Annotated in this window: 21 protein-coding genes; 8 read left to right on the forward strand and 13 right to left on the reverse strand. The window is 68.3% G+C overall.

What is annotated here, in order from left to right; all coding sequences use genetic code 11:
- The first annotated feature begins 10 nt into the window (after positions 1–10).
- The 5 genes from LHU95_RS10075 to LHU95_RS10095 all read left to right on the forward strand — a co-directional run bounded on the left by LHU95_RS10075 (position 11) and on the right by LHU95_RS10095 (position 4076).
- Complete coding sequence (locus tag LHU95_RS10075) at positions 11–991, forward strand: tripartite tricarboxylate transporter substrate-binding protein (RefSeq protein WP_248711229.1); 981 nt, start codon at positions 11–13, stop codon at positions 989–991.
- Position 992: 1 nt separating this feature from the next.
- Complete coding sequence (locus tag LHU95_RS10080; RefSeq protein ID WP_248711230.1) at positions 993–1832, forward strand: alpha/beta hydrolase; 840 nt, start codon at positions 993–995, stop codon at positions 1830–1832.
- Between the two features lie 67 nt (positions 1833–1899).
- Positions 1900–2583 carry a GntR family transcriptional regulator gene (locus tag LHU95_RS10085; RefSeq protein WP_248711231.1) on the forward strand — a complete coding sequence of 228 codons (684 nt, stop codon included), beginning with the start codon at positions 1900–1902 and terminating at the stop codon, positions 2581–2583.
- Positions 2580–3128, forward strand: coding sequence for a cysteine dioxygenase family protein (locus LHU95_RS10090; RefSeq protein ID WP_248711232.1), 549 nt, complete (start codon positions 2580–2582; stop codon positions 3126–3128). Before LHU95_RS10085 ends, LHU95_RS10090 begins: the two co-directional genes overlap by 4 nt.
- Positions 3129–3182: 54 nt before the next feature.
- Complete coding sequence (locus LHU95_RS10095) at positions 3183–4076, forward strand: DMT family transporter (protein ID WP_248711233.1); 894 nt, start codon at positions 3183–3185, stop codon at positions 4074–4076.
- Positions 4077–4095: 19 nt separating this feature from the next.
- Here LHU95_RS10095 and LHU95_RS10100 read toward each other — a convergent pair whose 3' ends face one another.
- Genes LHU95_RS10100 through hutH form a run of 4 tightly spaced genes read right to left on the reverse strand, consistent with a single transcriptional unit; the run spans position 4096 to position 8256 of the window.
- Positions 4096–5139: a helix-turn-helix domain-containing protein gene (locus LHU95_RS10100; RefSeq protein WP_248711234.1), complete on the reverse strand. Its 1044-nt coding sequence runs from the start codon at positions 5137–5139 to the stop codon at positions 4096–4098.
- Positions 5140–5562, reverse strand: a complete 423-nt coding sequence (locus LHU95_RS10105; protein ID WP_248711235.1) for a PaaI family thioesterase — start codon at positions 5560–5562, stop codon at positions 5140–5142.
- A gap of 10 nt (positions 5563–5572) precedes the next feature.
- Positions 5573–6772: an imidazolonepropionase gene (gene hutI / locus LHU95_RS10110; RefSeq protein WP_248711236.1), complete on the reverse strand. Its 1200-nt coding sequence runs from the start codon at positions 6770–6772 to the stop codon at positions 5573–5575.
- The gene (hutH, locus tag LHU95_RS10115; RefSeq protein ID WP_248711536.1) at positions 6769–8256 is read right to left on the reverse strand and encodes a histidine ammonia-lyase; all 1488 of its coding nucleotides are present in this window, start codon (positions 8254–8256) and stop codon (positions 6769–6771) included. The genes hutI and hutH overlap by 4 nt, the downstream gene beginning before the upstream one ends.
- Before the next feature lie 108 nt (positions 8257–8364).
- On the opposite strand from hutH, the gene LHU95_RS10120 reads away from it, so the two are divergent.
- Both LHU95_RS10120 and LHU95_RS10125 read left to right on the forward strand, forming a co-directional pair.
- Positions 8365–9723, forward strand: a complete 1359-nt coding sequence (locus LHU95_RS10120; protein ID WP_248711237.1) for a formimidoylglutamate deiminase — start codon at positions 8365–8367, stop codon at positions 9721–9723.
- Entirely contained in the window at positions 9720–10472 is a 753-nt protein-coding gene (locus LHU95_RS10125; protein WP_248711238.1) for an SDR family oxidoreductase, read from the forward strand. The genes LHU95_RS10120 and LHU95_RS10125 overlap by 4 nt, the downstream gene beginning before the upstream one ends.
- 55 nt (positions 10473–10527) lie before the next feature.
- On the opposite strand, the gene LHU95_RS10130 is transcribed toward LHU95_RS10125, so the two are convergent.
- The 4 genes from LHU95_RS10130 to LHU95_RS10145 form a co-directional block, all read right to left on the reverse strand.
- Positions 10528–10860, reverse strand: a complete 333-nt coding sequence (locus LHU95_RS10130; RefSeq protein WP_248711239.1) for a DHCW motif cupin fold protein — start codon at positions 10858–10860, stop codon at positions 10528–10530.
- An 88-nt stretch (positions 10861–10948) separates the two neighbouring features.
- Positions 10949–11347 carry an OB-fold domain-containing protein gene (locus LHU95_RS10135; RefSeq protein ID WP_248711240.1) on the reverse strand — a complete coding sequence of 133 codons (399 nt, stop codon included), beginning with the start codon at positions 11345–11347 and terminating at the stop codon, positions 10949–10951.
- A 5-nt stretch (positions 11348–11352) separates the two neighbouring features.
- Positions 11353–12519: a thiolase domain-containing protein gene (locus LHU95_RS10140; protein WP_248711241.1), complete on the reverse strand. Its 1167-nt coding sequence runs from the start codon at positions 12517–12519 to the stop codon at positions 11353–11355.
- A 124-nt stretch (positions 12520–12643) separates the two neighbouring features.
- Complete coding sequence (locus LHU95_RS10145; RefSeq protein WP_248711242.1) at positions 12644–13618, reverse strand: tripartite tricarboxylate transporter substrate binding protein; 975 nt, start codon at positions 13616–13618, stop codon at positions 12644–12646.
- A gap of 340 nt (positions 13619–13958) precedes the next feature.
- Here LHU95_RS10145 and LHU95_RS10150 point away from each other — a divergent pair, with 340 nt between their 5' ends.
- Positions 13959–14690 carry a transglycosylase gene (locus LHU95_RS10150; protein WP_248711243.1) on the forward strand — a complete coding sequence of 244 codons (732 nt, stop codon included), beginning with the start codon at positions 13959–13961 and terminating at the stop codon, positions 14688–14690.
- 149 nt (positions 14691–14839) lie between these two features.
- Here the strand turns inward: LHU95_RS10150 and LHU95_RS10155 are convergent, their stop codons facing one another.
- The 5 genes from LHU95_RS10155 to LHU95_RS10175 all read right to left on the reverse strand — a co-directional run bounded on the left by LHU95_RS10155 (position 14840) and on the right by LHU95_RS10175 (position 20862).
- On the reverse strand, positions 14840–15715 hold the full coding sequence (locus LHU95_RS10155) for a carbohydrate ABC transporter permease (RefSeq protein WP_248711244.1): 876 nt from the start codon (positions 15713–15715) through the stop codon (positions 14840–14842).
- Positions 15716–15787: 72 nt separating this feature from the next.
- Complete coding sequence (locus LHU95_RS10160; RefSeq protein WP_248711245.1) at positions 15788–16747, reverse strand: sugar ABC transporter permease; 960 nt, start codon at positions 16745–16747, stop codon at positions 15788–15790.
- A 71-nt stretch (positions 16748–16818) separates the two neighbouring features.
- Positions 16819–18141, reverse strand: coding sequence for an extracellular solute-binding protein (locus tag LHU95_RS10165; RefSeq protein ID WP_248711246.1), 1323 nt, complete (start codon positions 18139–18141; stop codon positions 16819–16821).
- 43 nt (positions 18142–18184) lie between these two features.
- Entirely contained in the window at positions 18185–19234 is a 1050-nt protein-coding gene (gene ugpC, locus LHU95_RS10170) for a sn-glycerol-3-phosphate ABC transporter ATP-binding protein UgpC (RefSeq protein ID WP_248711247.1), read from the reverse strand.
- Positions 19234–20862: a thiamine pyrophosphate-requiring protein gene (locus LHU95_RS10175; RefSeq protein ID WP_248711248.1), complete on the reverse strand. Its 1629-nt coding sequence runs from the start codon at positions 20860–20862 to the stop codon at positions 19234–19236. Before LHU95_RS10175 ends, ugpC begins: the two co-directional genes overlap by 1 nt.
- Between the last annotated feature and the right edge of the window lie 28 nt (positions 20863–20890).

The raw sequence follows: 20890 nt of genomic DNA on the forward strand, positions 1-20890 counted from the left end.
AGAACCCGCCATGCGCCGCCGTTCCTTGCTCGCCCTGCCGCTTGCCGCACCGGCCCTGGCCGCCGCCCAGGAATCCTGGCCCAGCCGGCCCATCACCATCCTCAGCGGCTTCCCCAATGGCTCGGGCATCGACATCTACATGCGCCGCATGTCGGAGCCGCTGAGCCGGGCGCTGAACGGCCAGAACATCATCGTGGACAACCGTTCGGGCGCAGGCGGGAACATCGCCTCCGACTTCGTCGCGAAGGCGCGGCCGGATGGCTATACGCTGTATTTCGGCACGGCCGGCACGCATGCCATCAATGCGAGCCTCTATCGCACGCTGCCCTTCGATGTGGTGCGGGATTTCACGCCCATCGCGCATCTGGGCGATGTGCCCAATGCGCTGACGGTCAGCATCGATCGCCGGCCGCAATTCACCGATTGCGCGGCGTTGCTGGCGGCGGCGCGGGCCAATCCGGGGCGGTTGAACTATGCCTCCACCGGCAATGGCGCCTCGACGCATCTGGCCGGCGCGCAATTCGCGGTGGCGGCGAATATCGACATCACCCATGTGCCGTATCGCGGCCAGCCTGGCGCGCAGACGGCGCTGCTGGCGGGCGATGTGGATTTCTTCTTCAACCAGGTGGGCCCGGCACTCGGCCCCATCCGCCAGGGGCAGACGCGGGCACTGGCCGTGACCACGGCGCAGCGCCTTTCGATCCTGCCCGATGTGCCGACCGTGGCCGAAGCCTGCAACCTCCCCGGCTTCGTCAGCACCACCTGGTACGGCCTGTTCGGCCCGGCGAATTTGCCGGCGCCAATCGTCGAGCGGCTCTCCACCGCCATCACCGGCGTGCTGCGCGACCCGCAATTCAGCGAGTGGCTGGTGACGACGCAGGGCATCGCGCTGCCGCCGGTCTTCACGCCGGCGGAATTCGGCGCGATCCAGCGGCGCGATATCGCAAGCTGGGCCGAGATCGTCCGGCGTTCCGGCGCTTCGGTGGATTGAGGTGCGGCGCCGCGCGCTGGTGGCGGGCAGCCTGATGCCGCCGATGATTGCCCATGCCGCCAGCCCCGGCCGCATCAGCTTCGAGGAGCCGAGCGGCGCGGCCCCAGGCCCGATGGATGTGTATCTGCACCGCCCCGCCGCCTGGCGTCCGGGCGGGCCCGTCGTCGTGGTCATGCACGGCATGGGGCGCAACGCCGATGGCTATCGCGATGCCTGGCTGCCGCATGCCGAGGCGCATGGCTTCCTGCTGGTCTGCCCGGAATATTCGGACGCGAAATTCCCCGGCGTACGGCTCTACAACTACGGCAATGCCCAGGCGGAGGAAGCGGCATGGACCTTCTTTGCCCTCGACCGCGCGGTGGATGCGGCGCTGGCGGCGGTCGGTGCGCCGCCGGCGCCTTTCGCGCTGTATGGCCATTCGGCGGGGGCGCAATTCGTGCATCGCTATCTGCTGCTGACCGGCGCGCCGCGGGCGCGGCGCATCATCATCGCCAATTCCGGCTGGTATTCCTGGCCGCGCTTCGATGTGAACTTCCCGCATGGCCTCGCGCAATGCGCGGCGACCGAGGCGGGGCTGCGCGCGGCGCTGGGGCGCCCGGTGACCATTCTGCTGGGGGACCAGGATAATGACCCGATGCATCATCAACTCCGCCGGGATGCGGCCACGGATGTGCAGGGGCTGAATCGCTTCGAGCGCGGCCGGAATTTCCACGCCGCCGCCCTGGCGGCCGCCGCGGGCTATGGCATTCCCTGCGGCTGGGATCTCGGCATCGTGCCGGGGGTTGCGCATTCCAATGCGGGCATGGCCCAGGCTGCGGCGGCGATCCTGGCGCAAGCCTGATTCGCTGCTTGCGCGCCAGGGAGTGGTTGCGTAAGGTCAGTGACATGTCAGTGGTCGTCACAGCCCCATGTCGCTGGTAACCCAGATCGAGGCGCCGCCCTCGCTCACAGAGCGTGCCGTTGCGGCGCTGCGGCGCGATATCCTCACCACGCGCCTCGCCCCGGGGGAAACCGTCTCGGAAACCGCTGTCGCGGCCCATCTGGAACTCGGCAAGGCGCCGGTGCGGGCGGCACTCGCCCGGCTGGCGGAGGAGGGGCTGGTGCTCGCCGTCCCGCGCCGCGGCTGGATGGTCAGCCTGGTCACCATCCGCGACATCCATGAGGTGTTCGACCTGCGCCTGATGCTGGAGCCCGAAGCCGCGCGCCGTGCGGCCGGCCGCGTGGATGCGGTGATGCTGCGCCGCCTCGATGCCATCTGCGCCGAGGGCTATGACTGCGCCGATGAGGAGAGTGCCATGTGCTTCCTCGACGCCAACAAGCAATTCCACGTCGCCATCGCGGAGCTTTCGGGCAATGCGCGGCTGGCGCGGCAGCTGGACCGGCTGCTGGATGAAAGCACGCGCATGCTGGTGCTGGGCCTGCGCCCGCGCGACCGCACGGGCGAGATGGCGCATGAGCATCACGCGCTCGTCGAGGCACTGGCCCTGGGCCGCGCCGATGAGGCCGCGCGCATCATGCATGAACAGGTTTCCGCCAGCCGCCAGATGGTGCTGGCGGCGCTCACCGCGCCCGATGCGAGGACCGCCGTATGAACATGATCGCAGCCCTGCCCGGCCTGAGCAGCACGGGCCTGAACAGCATGGGCGCCACCGGCACGGGTCTCGATGCCATGCTGGCCGGGATCCGCCGCGCGGCGCGGGTGCCCCTGGCAGAGCGTCCGGCCGCGGTCGCCGCGGCCATCGCGCCGCATCTGGGCGATGCCGGCCTGCTGGCGGGCCGCGATTGTCCCTGCAATCCTGATCGCTACGTCCGCCATCTGCTGGAGGAGGGCGAGGGTTATGCCGTGGTCGCGCTGGTCTGGCGGCCGGGCCAGATGTCGCCCGTCCATTCGCACCACACCTGGTGCGCCCTGGGCGTGCATCGCGGTTGCCTGACCGAGCATTTCTTCACGCCCGGCGCGCCGCCGCGCCCCAAGGCCGCGCTGCTGCGCGGGGAAGGGGCCACAAGCCACGGCCCGGCCGATCCGGAGCTGATCCACCGCATCGCCAATTGCTGCGCGGAGGTGGCTGTGTCCATCCATGTCTATGGCGTGCCCTTTGCGCAATTCAGTGACGGCGTGAATTGCATCCTCGCCTGAGGAAAACGCGTCAGCAGGGTTGACGCAAACGCCGGCTGGCTGGCTACTGGCGGGGTGAATATCAGTCCCAGGATCCTGGTCGGCTTGCTGATCGGTGTGCTGGCCTCGGCGATCTGGGGCGGGCATGCGGCGGTGGCGCGGCTGGCGCTGAACGGGCAGGGCTTCCATGTGCTGGACCTGCTGTTCTGCCGCTACGTCCCGGCCTCCCTCCTCCTGGCGCCGCTGGTCTGGCGGGAACGGGCGGCCATGCGGGCCCTGGGCTGGCGGCGCATCTTCGTGCTGTTCCTGTTCGCCGGGGCGGGCAACCTCATTCTCTTTGCCACCGCGCTGAAATACGCCCCCGCCACGCATGGCTCCACCATCGCGCCGATGGTCATGCCGGTGGCCGGCGCCCTGCTCGCCTGGTGGCTGCTGCGGGAAAGGCCCACGCCCGGCCGTGCCGCCGCCCTGGGCGGGATGCTGACCGGGGTGCTCATCATCGCCTGGGATGGCTTGGGCATGCATCCCGGCGCCTGGCGTGGCGACCTGATGCTGGTCGGGGCGGGCAGCACCTGGGCGGTCTTCACCATCCTGCTGCGGCGCTGGCAGGTGCCGGCAATCCCGGCGACGGCGGCCGTCACCCTCGTTTCCGTGCCCTTCGTGCTGCCGCCCTTCCTGCTGTATCGCGTCGAGGCATTTTTTGCCCTGCCGACCAGCCTCGTCATCTGGATGCTGGTGGCGCAGGGCGTGCTGCTGGGCTGCGTCTCCATGCTGCTCTTTGCCCGCAGCGTGGAAATGCTGGGCGCCACGCGGGCCAGCACGCTTTCGGTCGTGGTGCCGGTGATGGGGCTGATCACCTCGGCCCTGGTGCTGGGTGAGACGATCGGGCCGGTGAAGGCGCTGGGCGCCTCGCTCTCGGTGGGGGCGATGCTGGTGGCCGTGCTCTTTACCGGGCGCCGCCAGGCTTGAGGGACGCGAGGCCTGAGCCTCAGAAGGCCCGCAGCCAGTCGCGCAGGCGGCTTGCCGGCGGGCCATCGTCGCGCGGCATGGATCGGAGCGGCTGGCCGGCCAGGGCCGCGGCGCGCACCTCACTTGGCGTGGCGCCGAATTCGCGCCGGAAGGCCCGGCTGAAGGCCGAGGGGTCGTAGAAGCCGCAGGCCTCCGCCACCTCGGCGATGCTGCGCTGTTCCCGCGCATCGGACAGGGCCGCGTGGCTGGCCTCCAGGCGCAGCTTCTGGATGTAGCGCGCCACGCCGCCCTCACCCTCCAGCAGGCGATAGAGCTGGGAGCGGGACATGCCGGCCATGCTGCACACCAGCCGGGGCGAAAGCCGCGCCGAGCCCAGATGCGCGCCGATCACCCGCCGCACCCGCGCGAGGCGGGTGCCGTCCATCTGGCTCTCCGCCAGGGCCAGGTGATCCGGCGTGGGATGCAGGCAGGCGGCGATCATGGCGGCGATGGCGTCGGGCAGGCGCGCGGCTTCCTCGGGCTGGAGCTGCGGGATGCGGTGGGCCAGCAGCCGCAGGTAATCAGCGAGCAGCAGGCCCAGCGGCGTCTCCAGCGCCTGGTCGCAGGCGGCATCGAGCGGCGTGGCCAGGGCGGCGAAGCGATCCCGCGAGAGATAGAGCTGCAGCCGTTCATCCGCATCGCGCTCACTGACCAATTCGCGGCCGAGGGAGACGATGAAGGGCGTGCGGGCGGGAATGCGCAGGGAGCTGCGCGCGGTGCGCAGGCTGGTTTCCGCCCCGCCCAGCGTCAGCGACCAATGATCCACCGGGTCGCTCCGCAGCATCTGCCGGGTCCGCATGACGCGCAGCGGCGGGGCCGAAACCTGGCTGATGCCCATGCCGGCCAGGGCCCAGGCCCGGCTTTCCGCCGCAAAGCCGGGGAGATGCGGGGCGGCGGGCGCATCAACCTCAAAGACGGAATCAAACCAGCCGCGCCAAGCCCCAATCTGCCGGGCGGCAGGGAGTTCGCGGGTGCTGAGAATGACTGGCCGTAAGCCAGGGTGCTGGGGGGCTTCGTCCGCCATTCAGCCCCCGGCCGGGCTGCGCTGGCTGCGCACCCAACTCGTTGTCACATGCACCGCGACGTCCTTTGAATCCGGGCGGGTGATCAGCACCTCGCCGAAAAGGCTGCGCCCGCGGCCTTTGACCAGGCGGGCTGTCGCATAAATAGGACCGGGTCCGCAAGGTTGCAAGAAATTTACATGCATATTCGCGGTGAGGCTCTCGTCGCGGCCCTCGCTGCCGGCCAGCAGCACGGCCCACATGGCCATATCCGCCAGCCCCATGATGGCGGGGCCGGAGACGGTGTTGCCCGGGCGCAGCAGCGCCGCGTGATGCGGCAATTCCAGCCGCGCCTCCGTCGCATCGGCGGCCAGCACGCGCACGCCCCAGGCGGCCCCCAGCGGCACGCCGCGATGGATGATGGCCTCGATCTCGGCCGGACTCATGGGATGATCGTCATGCGGCGATGCCGGCCACGACGCGCCCGATGCAGGGGTTGCCACCCAGCCAGTAGCACAGCTCCGCCGGGCGCTGGATGCGATACAGCGCGAGGTCACAGCGCAGCCCTTCGGCCAGCACGCCGCGATCACCGAGGCCGAGGGCGGCGGCGGCGTGGCGCGTCACGCCGAGCAGCGCCTCGGGCACCGTCATGCGGAACAGCGTGCAGCCGAGGTTGAGCATCAGCAGCAGCGACAGCGCCGGGGAGGAGCCGGGATTCATGTCGGTGGAGAGCGCCATGCGGCAGCCATGCTCGCGCATCGCGGCGATCGGCGGAAAATGGGTTTCGCGCAGGATCAGCGTCGCACCCGGCAGCAGCACGGCGACGGTGCCGGTCCGCGCCATGGCGGCGATGCCCGCGCTGTTGCTGCGCTCCAGGTGATCGGCCGAGAGCGCACCATGGGCGGCGGCCAGCGCCGCGCCGCCGCAATCCGTCAACTGGTCGGCGTGCAGCTTCACCGGCAGGCCGTGGCGCTGGGCGGCGGCGAAGACCAGGGCGGTTTCCTCGGCCGTGAAGCCGATGCTGTCAAAGAAGGCATCCACCGCATCGGCCAGGTGTTCGGCGGCGGCGCGGGGGATGATGTCCTCAGCCACATGGCGCGCATATTCGCCCTGCCGGCCCTTGTATTCCGGCGGCACGGCATGGGCGGCGAGCAGCGAGGTGACGATGCTCACCGGGCGCTGCGCCCCCAGGGCGCGGGCGGCGCGGAGCTGGCGCAGCTCGGTCTCCGGCTCCAGCCCGTAGCCGGATTTGACCTCCACCGTGGTCACGCCCTCGCGCAGCAGCGCATCCAGCCGAGGCAGGGCGGCCTGCACCAGCTGCGCCTCGCTCGCCGCGCGCGTGGCGCGCATGGTGGAGAGAATGCCGCCACCGGCGCGAGCGATCTCCTCATAGGTGGCGCCGCCGAGGCGCTGCTCGAATTCGGCCGCGCGGTTGCCGCCAAAGACCAGATGGGTGTGGCAATCCACGAGGCCGGGCAGGATCCAGGCGCCGCCGCAATCGGTCACGGGCGCGGCATGCGCGGGCAGGCCAGTGCGCGGCCCCACCCAGGCGATGCGGCCATTCTTGGACGCGATGGCGCCATCCTCGATGAGGCCCAGCGCATCATCGCCCATGGTGGCGAGATTTGCATTCAGCCAGACGTTATCGAAGCTCATGGCAGCGTCACCCCGCGCAGCAGGCGGCGTGCGGCCGCGATATCGGGCGCCATCAGCCGGTCCTCATCCCAGGGGGCCACTTCGGCGCGTAGCCTGGCATGCGCGGCCTCGATGGCGGGGCTGCTGGTGAGCGGGCGGTGGAAGCCGATGCCCTGCGCGGCGGCCAGGTATTCGATGGCGAGGATGCCCTCCAGATTCTCGGCCATGGGCCGCAGGCGCAGGCCCGCATTGGTGGCCATGGAGACGTGATCCTCCTGGTTGGCGGAGGTGGGCAGGCTGTCCACGCTGCGCGGCGTCGCCATGGCGCGGTTCTCGGCGGCCAGGGCGGCGGCCGTCACCTGGGCGATCATGAAGCCGGAATTGAGCCCGCCTGCCTGCACCAGGAAGGCCGGAAGGCCGGAGAGCGCCGGGTCCGTCAGCAGGGCGATGCGGCGTTCGGCGATGGCGCCGATCTCAGCGAGGGCAAGGGCCAGCATGTCGGCCGCGAAGGCCACCGGCTCGGCGTGGAAATTGCCGCCGGAGAGAAGCTCGCCCCCCTCGACCAGCAGCGGGTTGTCGGTCACGGCATTGGCCTCGCGCTCCAGCATGGCGCCGGCCTGCTCGATGAGGTCGAGGCAGGCGCCGATCACCTGGGGCTGGCAGCGCAGGCAATAGGGGTCCTGCACACGGATATCGCCCTCGCGGTGGCTGTCGCGGATGGCGCTGCCGGCGAGGAGTTGGCGCAGCGTCTCGGCCACGCGGATCTGCCCGGGCTGGCCGCGCAGGGCATGGATGCGCGGATCAAAGGGCGTGTCGGAACCGCGCGCGGCATCCACGCTCATGGCACCCGTCAGCAGGCCGGCGCGCAGCAGATCGCCCGCGCGGAACTGTGCATCGAGGGCGAGGGCCGTGCTGACCTGGGTGCCGTTGAGCAGCGCCAGCCCCTCCTTCGGGCCCAGCACCAAGGGCGCGCGGCCGATGGCGGCCAGTGCCGTGGCGCCGCCATGCGTCACATGCTGCGCATCCGTGGCCGAGCCCTCGCCCACCAGCACCAGCGAGAGATGGGCGAGGGGGGCGAGATCCCCCGAGGCGCCGACCGAGCCCTGGGCCGGCACATCGGGCAGCATGTCGGCTTCCAGCAGGGCGAGCAGCGTCTCGATGATCTCGGGCCGCGCGCCGGATGCGCCGCGCGCCAGCGACATGGCCTTCAGCGCGAGGATCAGCCGCACCACGGGGCGGGGCAGGTTCTCGCCCGTGCCGGCGGCGTGGCTGCGCAGCAGGTTGAGCTGGAGCCGCGCCAGGTCACCCGCGGCGATGCGGGTGGAAGCGAGCTTGCCGAAGCCGGTATTCACGCCGTACAGCGCGGCCCCGCTGGCCAGCGCGGCACGCAAGGTGGCGAGCCCCGCCTCCACATCATCACCCCAGCCGGGGGCGAGGGCGAGCGGCGCGCCATCGCGAATGGCCCGCAGGTCGGAAAGCCGCGCATGCCCGGCGGCGAGGGAGATCGGGGTCATCCCGGCAGGATAGAACGCCTGGGCGCGCGCGGCCATCACGGGGTTGCATGGCAGGGCGCGGGCCGCGATGTTTCATCGCGTTGTCTCCAAGGGATTCCGATGGCTGAATTCTTCGCCGCCCATGCGCTGCTGCCCGAGGGCTGGGCGGCTGATGTGCGGATCATCTGCGATGCGGCCGGCCGGATCACGCAGGTCACGCCGGGTGCGGCCCCGGGTGCCGCGCGGCGGTTGCGCGGCCATGTCATCCCGGGGATCGCCAATCTGCACAGCCACGCCTTCCAGCGCGCCATGGCGGGCGGGGCCGAGCGCCGCAGCCCCGCGGGCCGCGACAGCTTCTGGACCTGGCGGGAGACGATGTATCGCTTCGCGCTCTCCGTGAGCCCGGAGGACGCGCAAGCCATTGCGGCACAGCTTTATGCCGAATGTCTGACGCGCGGCTTCACGCAGATCGCCGAGTTTCATTACCTGCACCACGCGCCCGATGGCAGCGCCTATGCGAACCGAGCGGAGATGGCGGAGCGGCTGTTCGCCGCCGCCGAGGCTACGGGCATCGGCATCACCATGCTGCCCAGCCTCTATCGCCATGGCGGGATTTTCGGCGCCCCCCCGCATGAGGGGCAGCGCCGCTTCCTGAATGATCTGGACGGGTTCCACACCATCCTGGAGCGCGTGCGCGCCATCGCCGCCACGCAGCGCAACGCGGCCTGGGGTGTGGCGCCGCACAGCCTGCGCGCCGTGACGCCCGCCATGCTGGAAGCGATGGCCGCGCTGGACTGTCCTATCCATATCCACGCCGCCGAGCAGGAAAAGGAGGTGCAGGAATGCCTTGCCGCCACCGGCCTGCGCCCGGTCGAATGGCTGCTGCGGAACACGCCGCTGGATGCGCGCTGGGTGCTGATCCACGCGACGCATATGACGCAAGGCGAGACGCGCGAACTCGCGGCCACGGGCGCCGTGGTCGGGCTGTGCCCCTCCACCGAAGCCTCGCTCGGCGATGGCGTCTTCCCGCTGCCGGATTACCTGGCGGCCGAGGGGCGGCTCGGCTTCGGGACGGATAGCCATGTGGGCATCTGCCCCGCCGCCGAATTGCGCCAGCTGGAAACCAGCCAGCGCCTGGCGCTGGAATTGCGCAGCGTGGCCACCGATGACATCCGGCCGCATCCGGGGCGCGGCCTGCTGGAGCGCGCGCTGGCGGGTGGGGCCCAGGCGTGCGGCGTCGCGATGGGGGGCATCGCCCCCGGGCTGCGTTGTGATCTGGTGGAGTTGGATGACGAACACCCCACGCTGGCCGGCCGCAGCAGCGATGCGCTGCTGGATGCCTGGTGCTTCGGCCCGGCCGACCGGATGGTGCGCAGCGTCGCGGTGGGCGGCCGCGTGGTGGTGGAATCCGGCCGCCACATCCGCGAAGGCAGCATTCGCGAAGACTTCGCACGCACCATGAAAAGGCTTGGCACATGACACAACCGCTTCTCGGGAAAATCGCCTATGTGACGGGTGGCAGTCGCGGCATTGGCCGGGCCTGCGCCATCGCTTTCGCCGATGCCGGCGCCGATATCGCCATCTGCCACCTGAATGACGAGGCGGAGGCGAAGACGCTGGTGCAGGCCGTCACGGCGCGCGGACGGCGCGGCTTCCAGATGCCGGCCGATATGGGCGTGGTGGCGGAGGTGAATGCCTTCGCCGCCGCCGCCGAGGCCGCACTCGGCCCCTGCGACATCCTGCTGAACAATGCGGGAATGAATATCCGCGGGCCGTTCGGCGAGATCGCCGAGGCGGATTTCGACCGGATGATGAGCGTCCATATGAAGGGCATGTTCTTCATGGCCCAGGCCGTCTATCCGGGCATGGTCGCGCGTGGGGCTGGGCGGATCATCAACATGGCGTCCCAGCTGGCCCTCAAGGGCTCACCCGGCATCGTCACCTATTGCGCGGCCAAGGCGGGCATCATCGGCTTCACGCGCGCCCTGGCGCATGAGGCGGGGCCGAAGGGCGTGCTGGTGAATGCCATAGCACCCGGCCCGATCGAGACCGACCTGACACGCAGCCGGGGGCCGGAATGGAAGGCGCGGATCGCAGCGACCTTGCCGCTCGGGCGTCTCGGCCAGCCGGAGGAAATCGCGGCGACGGCGCTGCTGCTGGCAGGGCAGGGCGGGACGTATTATGCGGGCGCCTGTCTCTCGCCGAATGGTGGGGATGTGATGCATTGACGGCGAGGGGGGCTTTGCGCTCACCCGCCAGGAAGCCCGGTTTCCTGGACCCTCGTCAGTCCACGATGAAGAGCGTCACGCCGGTTTGCGTCGAAGAACGATGGGGGGAATCTCCGAAGTCGGAGACCTGGTAGCTCATGCCGGCTTTCATTGGGAAGCGTCGGCCGTCCTTGAGTTCGGAGACCATCTCGCCCTTCACCACATAGATGATATGGCCGCGGTCGCACCAATGGTCGGCGAGGTAGCCTGGCCCGTATTCGACCATGCGGACGCGCACATCGCCTATGTTGAGCGTGCGCCAATGCCCCATGCCCGTCTCGCCCGGATGCTCCGTGCCGGGGACGGCGTCCCAATCGGTCACGGTGAAGGGCAGCGGGGGGATTTTCATGGAAGCACTTCGGAATGGAGGTGCAGGAACCTAAGGTTTCTGCCGGGATGCTCGAAGGGCAGAGCCCTTCGAACTCCCCTTTGCAGTCTCAGGCGAGCACGAACACCGGCACCGGTGCCCCGTCGCCTTCGGTCGCGCGGAACTTCACCTTCACCTTCTGTCCGACCTTCAGCGCATCGAGGTCGCACTCGACGATGTTGGTCAGCATGGTGGGGCCTTCGGCCAGCGTCACATAGGCCACGCAGAAGGGCTCTTTGCCCCGCGCGACGCTGTAGCTGTAGATCACGCCATCGCCTGACGCCTCGACGAACTCGACATTGTTCGAGAGCGTCCAGGGCGAGACATGGCGCGGGTAGTGGAACAGCTTGCCCGTGTCATTGCACTTGCCAAGGATCAGCTTGCCGGCGCGGCAGCCGTCGAAATAGACCTTGTTGTCCGGGCTTTCCGCCGGGGCGGCGGGGGTGCGGTCAAAGGACATGGTCGCCATGGGTGTTACTCCCGCTCCAGGATGACGGTGCCGCAGCCATGCCGCGAACCGAGGTTGCCGCCCTTGCCATTGGCGAGGACGAGATCGGCATTCTTCACCTGCACCATGGGGTGTGCTTCGCCGCGCGCCTGGCGCACCGCCTCGATCACCTTGGTCATGCCGCCGCGGTTGCTCGGGTGGTTGTTGCAGAGGCCGCCGCCATCCGTGTTGAAGGGCAGCTTGCCGACGCCGGAGATCAGATTGCCATCGGCCACGAAGCGGCCGCCCTGGCCCTTTTCGCAGAAGCCCAGATCCTCGATCTGCACGACGACGCTGATGGTGAAGCTGTCATAGATCGAGGCGTATTTGATGTCGGCCGGCTTCACGCCCGCCTTGCCGAAGGCCATGGGCCCGGACATTTTCGAGGCCGAATAGGTCAGGTCAATGCCACCGGCATTCTGGTGCTTGTAGGCCTCGCCCCAGCCCTTCACGCCGACCTTCGGGCGCTTCAGCGTGCGCGCGATTTCGGGCCGCGCGATGATCAGCGCACCACCGCCATCGGAGATGACGCAGCAATCCAGGCGGTGCAGCGGATCAGCCACCATGGGCGAATTCACCACATCCTCGACCGTGACGACCTTCCGGAGCATCGCATGTTCATTGTACTGCGCGTGGGTGGAGGCGGCGACCTTCACCCAGGCGAGCTGCTCGCTCGTCGTGCCGAATTCATACATGTGCCGCATGGCGACATTGGCGTGCATGGTGGCGATGGTGCGGCCGTAAGGCAGCTCGAAGCTCTCATCGGGCACACCCACGCCGGCGGAGCGCACGGCGGTGCCGGTCTGCATGCCCTCGGCGCGCGGACGGCCGGCGAGCGTGATCAGCGCGACATTGCACTTGCCCGCAATGATGGCCTCGACCGCGTGACCCACATGGATGACGTAGGAGGAGCCGCCGCTTTCTGTCGTGTCGTAATGACGGAGCTTGTTGAGGCCCATGTAGTCGATCATGGACAGGCCACCCATGCCCGGCGCATCGCCCGCACAGAAATAGCCATCAATATCGGCGGCGGTCAGTCCCGCGTCCTGCAGCGCGCCATAGGCGACTTCGGCATGCAGTTGGGCGGTGGACTTGTCCTCGGCCTTGCGCGTCGGGTGCTCGAAAGCGCCCACGATATAGGCGGGATTTTTCATGGGGCTCGGTGCCCTTTCCTGGCGATCATCGCATCCTCCCGGGATGTATGGGCCGCGGCGGTCTGGCGCGGCAGACGAAGCCTCGCCGCCATGCCGCCATCCGTCAACCTTCGGTGAATGAGGATCAGCCCAGATTCAAACGCCGGGCGAGGTCCCGGTAGAGGGCGATCTGCGCCTCGACATGCGCGCGCGTGGCCGCACCATCGAGAAAGCGCGGCACGCTGCCGGTGCGGCGCGTGGCGGCGATCCATTCGGGATCGCGCGTGGTGGCGATGGTCACGCGGGTCCAGAATTCCAGAACGGGCTCGGGCAGGTTGGCCGGGGCCGCCAGCGCATTCCAGCCCGCGAGGGAGGAGAGGGCGGGCAGCCCGGCCTGCGCGGCGGTGGGGACATGGGGCAGGCTTGCCAGCCGCGCATCGCCGCTGACCACCAGCGCGCGCACCTGGCCCTGCTGGATGGCGCCCAGCATGTCACCCAGGTTGTTGCCGACGAATTGCGCATGGCCGCCGAGCAATGCCATCAGAGCCTCACCGCCGCCGCGGAAGGGCAGGGCCTGGGCCGCGTCTATCGGCAGGCTGGCACTGGCCAGCATGTGGCGGATGCCGAGATCCAGGATGGTGGCGGGCCCGCTGGTGGCGAAATTCAGCTGGCCCGGCGTGGCGCGAATGGCCGCGAGCAGCGCCTGCAGGTCACGCCAGGGCGCATCGGCGCGGACGCAGACCACGAAGGGATTTTCATCGAGCAAGGCAAGCCAGGTGAAATCCTCCACGCTGTAGGGCGTGCGCGCATCGGTGGCGGGCAGGATGGCGGAAGAGCCGACGCGCGCCAGCAGCAGCGTATGCCCATCAGGCCGGGCACGGGCCACGAATTGCGTGCCGATGGAGCCTGAGGCGCCGGTGCGGTTGTCCACGATGATGGGTTGCGGGCCAGGGCCCATATGGCGCGGCGCATGGGCGGCGAAGATGCGCGCGGCAAGATCGGCCGCGCCACCGGCCGAAAAGGGCGCCAACAGCGTGACCGGCCGGTCCAGCACCTGCGCCGCGGCGGGCCCCGCCGGGAGTGCCAGCCCGCCCAGAATGGCTTGGCGACGCGTGATCATCTGGCTTGGCCCATCGGTCGTTGTCCCCTGGTCGAATGTGCAGCATGCCCCGGATCGGGGGGGCAAGGGTTGCCCTTGGGCTTCACGCCATGCTACCGCGTGTTGCATGTTGACCCAGACTGGCCTGCCAAAGAGGGCGCAAAATCACGATGCGCCCCGGCACCCACCAGTGGTCCATGCGCCCCAATCTGCCGGGCCGCGTGGATCCTTCCCGCGTGGAAGCCTCCGTGGCCTTGCTCTCAGTGCCCTTGTGGCCTGGGTGTTGGGCGCGGTCTCCTTCAGCATGCCAGCCGATGCGCGCACTGCTGATCCGCGCGCCAGCCAGGCGCGCAGCCCGGCCGTGAGCCAGCCTGCCCGGCGCGCCACCACGGCGCCGCGCGCAACCACGGCCCAGCGCTCCACGGCACCACGGCGAGACACCGGCACGCGCAGCGCGCATCGCGGCCGCGCCCGCCCGCCCGCCGGCACGCCCCGGATGCGCGATGCGCCGCAGGAGTTGATCCCGGTGCTGGTGGCGGAGACGTCGCCGCGCACATCCCAGTTGTCTCCTCGCGCCGCCTGCCTTCAGGCGACGCAGCGCGCCGAACAGGTGCACGGCCTGCCGACGGGGCTGCTGACGGCGATCGCCCTCGCGGAGAGCGGGTTGCATGCCTATGCCCTTTCCATCGGCGGCCGCGCGCATTTCCCGGAGACGGAGGAAGCCGCGCGGGCGCTGGTGGATGGCGCAGCCCCCCGGCGCAGCATCATGGCGGGCTGCGTGCAGGTGAATGCCCGCGTGCATGCGCGCAATTCCCATTGGCCGCTGAACCCCGATGCCTCGGCCGATTGGGCTGGCGGGATGATGGCGCGCTGGGCGCGTGAGACGGGCAGCTGGTCCACCGCGCTGCGGCGCTGGCACGGCGGCAGCCCGGCCTCGACGCAGCGCCTGGTGTGCCGCGTGAAGGCCAAGATGGAAGTGACCAGCCCGGGCAGCGATGTCTTTGATGACTGGAGCTGCAACACCGGCCATGCGGAGCGCACGCGCCGCAACGGCGCGGTGCACCTCGCCACGGCCCAGCGGCAGACGCAGTAGCGCCTGATCGGCGGAGGCGGCTTCGCCGGAGCCGTGAATCAGTCGCTTGTATGTGCGCCTGATCGGTGGAGGCGGCTTCGCCGGAGCCGTGAATCAGTCGCTTATATGTGCGCCTGATCGGCGGGGCGGGGCAACCGCCCTCCGGCGCGTTATTCCTTCACGGCACCCGTCAGGCTGCTGACGTAGTAGTCCACGAAGAACGAATAGAAGATCGCAACCGGCAGCGAGCCCATCAGCGAGCCCGCCATCAGCGCCCCCCATTGATAGACATCGCCCGTGACCAGCTCGGTCAGGATGGCGACGGGAACGGTCTTGTTCTCGCTGCTCTGGATGAAGGCGAGTGCGTAGATGAACTCGTTCCAGGACAGCGTGAAGGAGAAGATGCCCGCGCTGATCAGCCCCGGCACCGCGAGCGGCAGCGTGATCCGGCGCAGGATCTGCAACCGCGTGGCACCGTCAATCAGCGCGCATTCTTCCAGCTCATAGGGAATGGATTTGAAGTAGCCGATCAGCAGCCAGGTGCAGAAGGGTACGAGGAAGGTCGGGTAGACCAGCACCAGCGCCATCGGGCTGTCGAACAGGCCAAGCTGTACGACCATCGTGGCCAGCGGGATGAACAGGATCGAGGGCGGCACCAGATAGGCCAGGTAGATCGCAAGGCCGACATACTGGCTGCCGCGGAAGCGCAGCCGCTGGATCGCATAGGCGCCCAGCGTGCTGGCAAAGAGCGACAGCGTCGTCGCCCCCACCGAGACCATCATGGTCGTCATCAGCCAGGAGGGATAGGCCGTCTCGAACAGCAGCTTGCGAATGTGCTGCAGCGTGGGCGAGGTGATCCAGAAGGGATTATGCGTCGCGAAATCATACAGCTCCGCATCGGGTTTGAAGGCCGTGATCGTCATCCAGTAGAAGGGAAACAACAGGATGAGCAGGAAGCAGGAGAGCGGCAGCCAGAGCACCACCATGCGGCGTGCCCGGCTGTCCCATTGCATCGTTTCCGGGGCGGCGGTCGAAGCATTGCTCATGGCATGAACCCTGTGACGGAGTGACGTGCGTGATGGGGGAGGGGCCGCGCCCCTGCGGCGCCGCGTGGCATCTCAGTCATTGCCTTCGCCCTGCTGCCACTTCCGACGGGCCAGCGCGTAGTAGCTGAACAGCGTGGCGAAGACGAGGAAGGGGATCATCGAGACGGCAATGGCCGCCCCTTCGCCCAGTTCGCCACCCGGAATGCCGCGCTGGAAGGCGAGGGTGGCGAGGAGGTGGGTGGAGTTCACCGGCCCGCCCCGCGTGATGGCATAGACGAGCTGGAAATCGGTGAAGGTGAAGATGATCGAGAAGGTCATCACGATGGCGAGGATGGGCAGCAGCATCGGGAAGGTGATGAAGCGGAAGCGCTGCCACGGCGATGCGCCATCGAGCAGGGCCGCCTCATAGAGCGAGGGCGAGATGGTCTGCAGCCCAGCCAGGAGGGAAATGGCGACAAAGGGAATGCCGCGCCAGATATTGGCGCCGATGAGCGAGAAGCGCGCCGGCCATTCGCTGCCGAGGAAGTTGATGTTCGTCTCGCGCCAGCCCAGCACATCCACGAAGACGTAGCTGATGATGGAGAATTGCGGATCGAACATCCACCAGAAGGCGATGGCGGAGAGCACGGTGGGCACGATCCAGGGCAGCAGGATGATCGCGCGGATGATGGATTTGAACGGCATGTGCTGGTTGAGCAGCAGGGCGAGCCACAGGCCCAGGCCGAATTTTCCGATGGTCGCGATGGAGGTGTAGAACACGCTGAAGAAGACGGCGTTCCAGAAGATCGGGTCGGTCAGCAGGTATTCGAAATTCTCGAAGCCGACAAAGGCGCCGCGCCGGCCGATCGTCGTGTCGGTGAAGGCGAGGTAGATGCCCAGGCCCAGCGGATAGGTGAGGAACACCGACAACAACCCGACCGCCGGCAGCAGGCAGGCGATGATGAGCACGGCCTTGTTGTCGAAGATGCGCGCCAGGAGTGTCGGCGGCGGCCGTGTCTTGGACCAGTGCAGCGGGGCGGTGGTGGCGTCCATCGGGCTCGGCTCCGTGAGAGCTGGCCCCGCGCGGCGGGACGCCGCGCGGGGTTGCGTGAAGTGCGGGAAGTTCAGCCGCGCCGGCGGAAGAAGCGCGCGGCGCGGCGCTCGGCCTCGCGTGCCGCGGCTTCGGGCGTGGCCTGGCCGGAAGCGACCGAGGCGCACATCTGCACCATCACGTAATCGGCATTGGCGGCTGCCGTGCCTTCGGTGATGGGGCCGCTGTAGCCGTTGTAGAAGGCCGTATCCATGGTATCGCGGAAGATCGAAACCTTGGGGTCGCTGCGCCAGACGGCGCTGTTGCCATAGGCGTTCAGCGGCTGCGCCCAATAGCCGAGATTGGCCTGCAGCCAGGGGTCGTATTGCTCGGCCTCCATCAGGAAGGCGAGCAGCGCCTTGGCCGCATTGGGGAAGCGGCTGTGCCGGAAGACCATGCCATTGAGCGTCAGCCCCGCCATGGGCGAGGTGGAGGCCAGGCCCTTGGGCAGCAGCGTGTGCTCGGTATCCGCGGCGATGGCCGCCGTCGCCGGGTCGTTCTTCAGTGAGAAGTAGAGCGACACGCCGTTGGAGGTGAGAAACAGCTCGTTCGAGGCATAGGCGCGGTTGTTGCTGATATCGCCCCAGGCGATCGTGCCGGGCACGAAGGTGGCATAAAGCTCCTTCAGGTAGTTGAGTGCCGCCACGGTCTCGCGGCTGTTGATGCCCACGCTGCCATCATCATTCACAAGCTTGCCGCCGAAGGACCAGATCAGCCAATTGGCGAAGCCGTTGCCGTCGCCCACGGCATTGCCGAGCGCGAAGCCTGGCGGCTTGTTGATGCGCTTGAGCGCCTGGCACAGGCGCAGATAGCCCGCGTGGTCATCCGGGATCGTCTGAAAACCCGCCTCGTTCACGGCGGATTTGCGCCAGACGAGCGGCCCGCCCGAGGCGCCGAAGGGAATGCCGATCCAGTTGTTGGTGCCGTGTCGCTTGCCATAGCGTTCGGCCAGGCGCTTCCAGCCGCCGTATTTCGCCCCCAGATAGGCGGCGACGTCGGTCACCTCGACCAGCTTGTCGGCATAGACATGCGGCGCATCGCCGAAGCCGATGATGAGGTCAGGCCCGGCACCGGTATTGCCGGTGACGGCGGTCTGCTGGTTGATATCCTCCCACCCCACGAAATCCACGCGGACCTGCACGCCGGTGGCGGCGGTGAAGCGGGCGCAATTGGCGCGGAACACCTCCTCATCGGGTTGGACGAAGCGCACGGGGCGCAGCATGCGCAGCGTGGCGCCGTTTTCGATGCGCCAATTGGGTGTGGGGACGTTGGCCGCCTGGATCGCCTGGGCGCCCGCCTCGGTGGCAAGCAGGGTGCCGGCACCCAGAACCGCCGCCTGGCGGCGAGTGACATTCATGGTCATTTTTCTTCGTTCCTCCCGTGGTGATTGGCCGGACGGTCTACATGCGCTGCCCGGTATCCTTGTCGAAGAGATGCGCCTGCGCGGCCTGGGGCAGCACCGGCAGGCTGTCGCCTGGCCTGGCCGTCACACGTTCGCGGAAGACGCCGTTCACCGGCGTATCGCCGATCTGCATCATCACCATCGTCTCGCTGCCCATGGGCTCCACGATGCGGACGCGGGCGGGCATGCCGTCACCCGCCAGGCGGAAATGCTCGGGACGGATGCCATAGACGGCGGGGCCGGGCCGCGCCTCCTGCGCCGGCGGCAAGGGCCAGCTCAGCCCATCCGGCGTCAGGAAGGCGCCATGCTCGATACGGCCTTCCAGCAGGTTCATCGCCGGGCTGCCGATGAAGCCCGCGACAAACAGATTGGCCGGCCGGTCATACAGCTCCAGCGGCGGGCCGGCCTGGCGGATATGGCCCAGTTCCATCACCACGATCTTGTCGGCCATCGTCATCGCCTCGATCTGGTCGTGGGTGACATAGACGGTGGTGACCTTCAGCCGCTGATGTAGCTCGCGGATTTCGGAGCGCATCTGCACGCGCAGCTTGGCATCGAGGTTGGAGAGCGGCTCATCGAACAGGAACACCTGCGGATCGCGCACGATGGCCCGCCCCATCGCCACACGCTGGCGCTGCCCGCCGGAGAGCTGGCGAGGGTAGCGGTCCAGCAGGGCTTCCAGGCCCAGGATCTTCGCCGCACGGCCGACTTCGGCGGCCATCACCTCCTTCGAGGCCTTGGCCAGCTTCATCGAGAAAGCCATGTTGTCGAAGACGGTCATGTGCGGATAGAGCGCGTAATTCTGGAAGACCATCGCGATGTCGCGATCCTTGGGCGGCACGGTGTTGACCACGCGCCCGCCGATGGAAATCTCACCGCCGGTGATGTTCTCAAGCCCCGCCAGCATGCGCAGCAGCGTGGATTTGCCGCAGCCCGATGGGCCGACGAGGACGACGAATTCGCCATCCTCGATATCCACGGAAACACCGTGCAGGACGGAGGTGCTGCCGAAGGATTTGGTGACGTTGTGGATGCCGACGCTTGCCATCAGAACCTCGACACCTGGGTTTCCTTGGAGGTGATGAACTCCAGCAGGGCCGGAACACCATTGCGCGTCTGCGCGATGCCGCGCTCGATGGCGGGGATGATCTGGTCCGGCGTCAGCACACGCTCGCCATAGCCGCCGAAGGCTTTGGCCATGTCGGCGTAGTTTCCGCTGATGTCGGTGGTGCGGTATTTCTCGGTGCTGAGCGCCATGATCTTCAGCTCGATCGCCATCGAGAAATTGTTCAGCAGGATGGAGAGGATGGGGATGCGCTCGCGCACCGCCGTTTCGAAATCCATCCCCGTGAAGCCGATGGCCGCATCGCCCCAGACATTGATGCAGAGCTTGTCCGGTGCCGCCAATTTGGCGCCCATGGCGAGGCCGAGCCCATAGCCCAGCTGCGTGGTTTTCCCCCAGCCCAGGTAGGAGAGCGGCGTGCGGCTGATCCAGAAGGGCGAGAGCTGATCGCGCGGCGAGCCCGCATCATGGGTGATGATCGTCTGGTCCGGGTCCACCGTGCGCCAGAGATCGCGCAGCACGCGATAGGGGTTGAGCGGCGCGTCGTTGCTGTCGCGCTTCTCGGCCCATTTGGCGAGCCAGGGGGTGCGCAGCGCCTCGATCGCGGCCTGCACGGGCGCATGCGGGCGGGGCGTCCTGATATGGCCGCGCAACTCGTCCAGCAGCGCCTGGAGGACGAGCTGCGCATCGCCCAGCAGCCCGATGTCGCAGCGGATATCCTTGTCCAGATGGTCCGGGTCCAGCGTCGCGTGAATATATTTCGGCCCAACTGGCATCTTGATGCCGAAATTGGTCTCGGTGAAGGAGCAGCCGACGCCGAAGACCACATCCGCGTCATCGAGGAATTTGCGCACGGGATGCGGCATGGCCAGCCCGCCCGAGCCCAGCGCCAGCGCGTGATCCTCCGGAAAGGATGATTTGCCGCCCAGGCTGGTGGTGACGGGTGCGGCCAGCAATTCCGCCAATTCGCGCAGCTGCGGCCAGGCCTGCGCCCAGTGGATGCCGGTGCCGGCATAGATCACGGGGCGCTTCGCGTTCACCAGCATCTCGGCCGCGCGCTTCACATCGGCCGGGTCGGGTGCGGAGCGGACGGTAAGGACGGGCGTGTAGCTCCAGTTCTCCGGCATCTCCTCCTGGAACATGTCCGTCGGGATTTCGACGATGACGGGCCCGCCGCGGCCATTGCGCAGGCGGGCGAAGGCGCGGCGCATGATGTTGGGCACCTCGGCCGCGCTCATCACCGCCTCGGTGGATTTGGCGATGCCCTTCATCTGCACGGTGCTGTTGTAGTTGGGCGGCACATGCGCGATGCGGCGCGGATAGCCCATGGGCAGCACCAGCACGGGCACGCTCTCGCCGAAGCATTGCGCGACACCGCCATAGGCGTTTTCGGCCCCCGGCCCATGCTGCATGCAAAAGGCGCCGAGCTTGCGGGCCGAGGTGACGCGGCTGATGGCGTCCGCCATATGCAGCCCGATGCGCTCCTGCCGTACCATGACGGGCCGGATGTCTATCGCCGCGCAATGTTCGATCATGTGGTTCACCGGATAGCCGGTGAGCACCTCGATCCCCTCGCGCTTCATGATTTCCGCGATCGCGTCGCCGACTTTCATGCCGCTTACGTCTCCCTGAATTTATTTC

Origin of the sequence: Sediminicoccus sp. KRV36, from assembly GCF_023243115.1 — a bacterium.
Lineage (GTDB): Bacteria > Pseudomonadota > Alphaproteobacteria > Acetobacterales > Acetobacteraceae > Roseococcus.

Bases quoted from the DNA above. Each gene is read 5' to 3' on its own strand.
- LHU95_RS10075 (WP_248711229.1), top strand. From the start codon at position 11: ATGCGCCGCCGTTCCTTGCTCGCCCTGCCGCTTGCCGCACCGGCCCTG.
- LHU95_RS10085 (WP_248711231.1), top strand. From the start codon at position 1,900: ATGTCGCTGGTAACCCAGATCGAGGCGCCGCCCTCGCTCACAGAGCGT.
- LHU95_RS10090 (WP_248711232.1), top strand. From the start codon at position 2,580: ATGAACATGATCGCAGCCCTGCCCGGCCTGAGCAGCACGGGCCTGAAC.
- LHU95_RS10100 (WP_248711234.1), bottom strand. From the start codon at position 5,139: ATGGCGGACGAAGCCCCCCAGCACCCTGGCTTACGGCCAGTCATTCTC.
- LHU95_RS10105 (WP_248711235.1), bottom strand. From the start codon at position 5,562: ATGAGTCCGGCCGAGATCGAGGCCATCATCCATCGCGGCGTGCCGCTG.
- hutI (WP_248711236.1), bottom strand. From the start codon at position 6,772: ATGAGCTTCGATAACGTCTGGCTGAATGCAAATCTCGCCACCATGGGC.
- LHU95_RS10120 (WP_248711237.1), top strand. From the start codon at position 8,365: ATGGCTGAATTCTTCGCCGCCCATGCGCTGCTGCCCGAGGGCTGGGCG.
- LHU95_RS10125 (WP_248711238.1), top strand. From the start codon at position 9,720: ATGACACAACCGCTTCTCGGGAAAATCGCCTATGTGACGGGTGGCAGT.
- LHU95_RS10130 (WP_248711239.1), bottom strand. From the start codon at position 10,860: ATGAAAATCCCCCCGCTGCCCTTCACCGTGACCGATTGGGACGCCGTC.
- LHU95_RS10135 (WP_248711240.1), bottom strand. From the start codon at position 11,347: ATGGCGACCATGTCCTTTGACCGCACCCCCGCCGCCCCGGCGGAAAGC.
- LHU95_RS10140 (WP_248711241.1), bottom strand. From the start codon at position 12,519: ATGAAAAATCCCGCCTATATCGTGGGCGCTTTCGAGCACCCGACGCGC.
- LHU95_RS10145 (WP_248711242.1), bottom strand. From the start codon at position 13,618: ATGATCACGCGTCGCCAAGCCATTCTGGGCGGGCTGGCACTCCCGGCG.
- LHU95_RS10155 (WP_248711244.1), bottom strand. From the start codon at position 15,715: ATGAGCAATGCTTCGACCGCCGCCCCGGAAACGATGCAATGGGACAGC.
- LHU95_RS10160 (WP_248711245.1), bottom strand. From the start codon at position 16,747: ATGGACGCCACCACCGCCCCGCTGCACTGGTCCAAGACACGGCCGCCG.
- LHU95_RS10165 (WP_248711246.1), bottom strand. From the start codon at position 18,141: ATGAATGTCACTCGCCGCCAGGCGGCGGTTCTGGGTGCCGGCACCCTG.
- ugpC (WP_248711247.1), bottom strand. From the start codon at position 19,234: ATGGCAAGCGTCGGCATCCACAACGTCACCAAATCCTTCGGCAGCACC.
- LHU95_RS10175 (WP_248711248.1), bottom strand. From the start codon at position 20,862: ATGAAAGTCGGCGACGCGATCGCGGAAATCATGAAGCGCGAGGGGATC.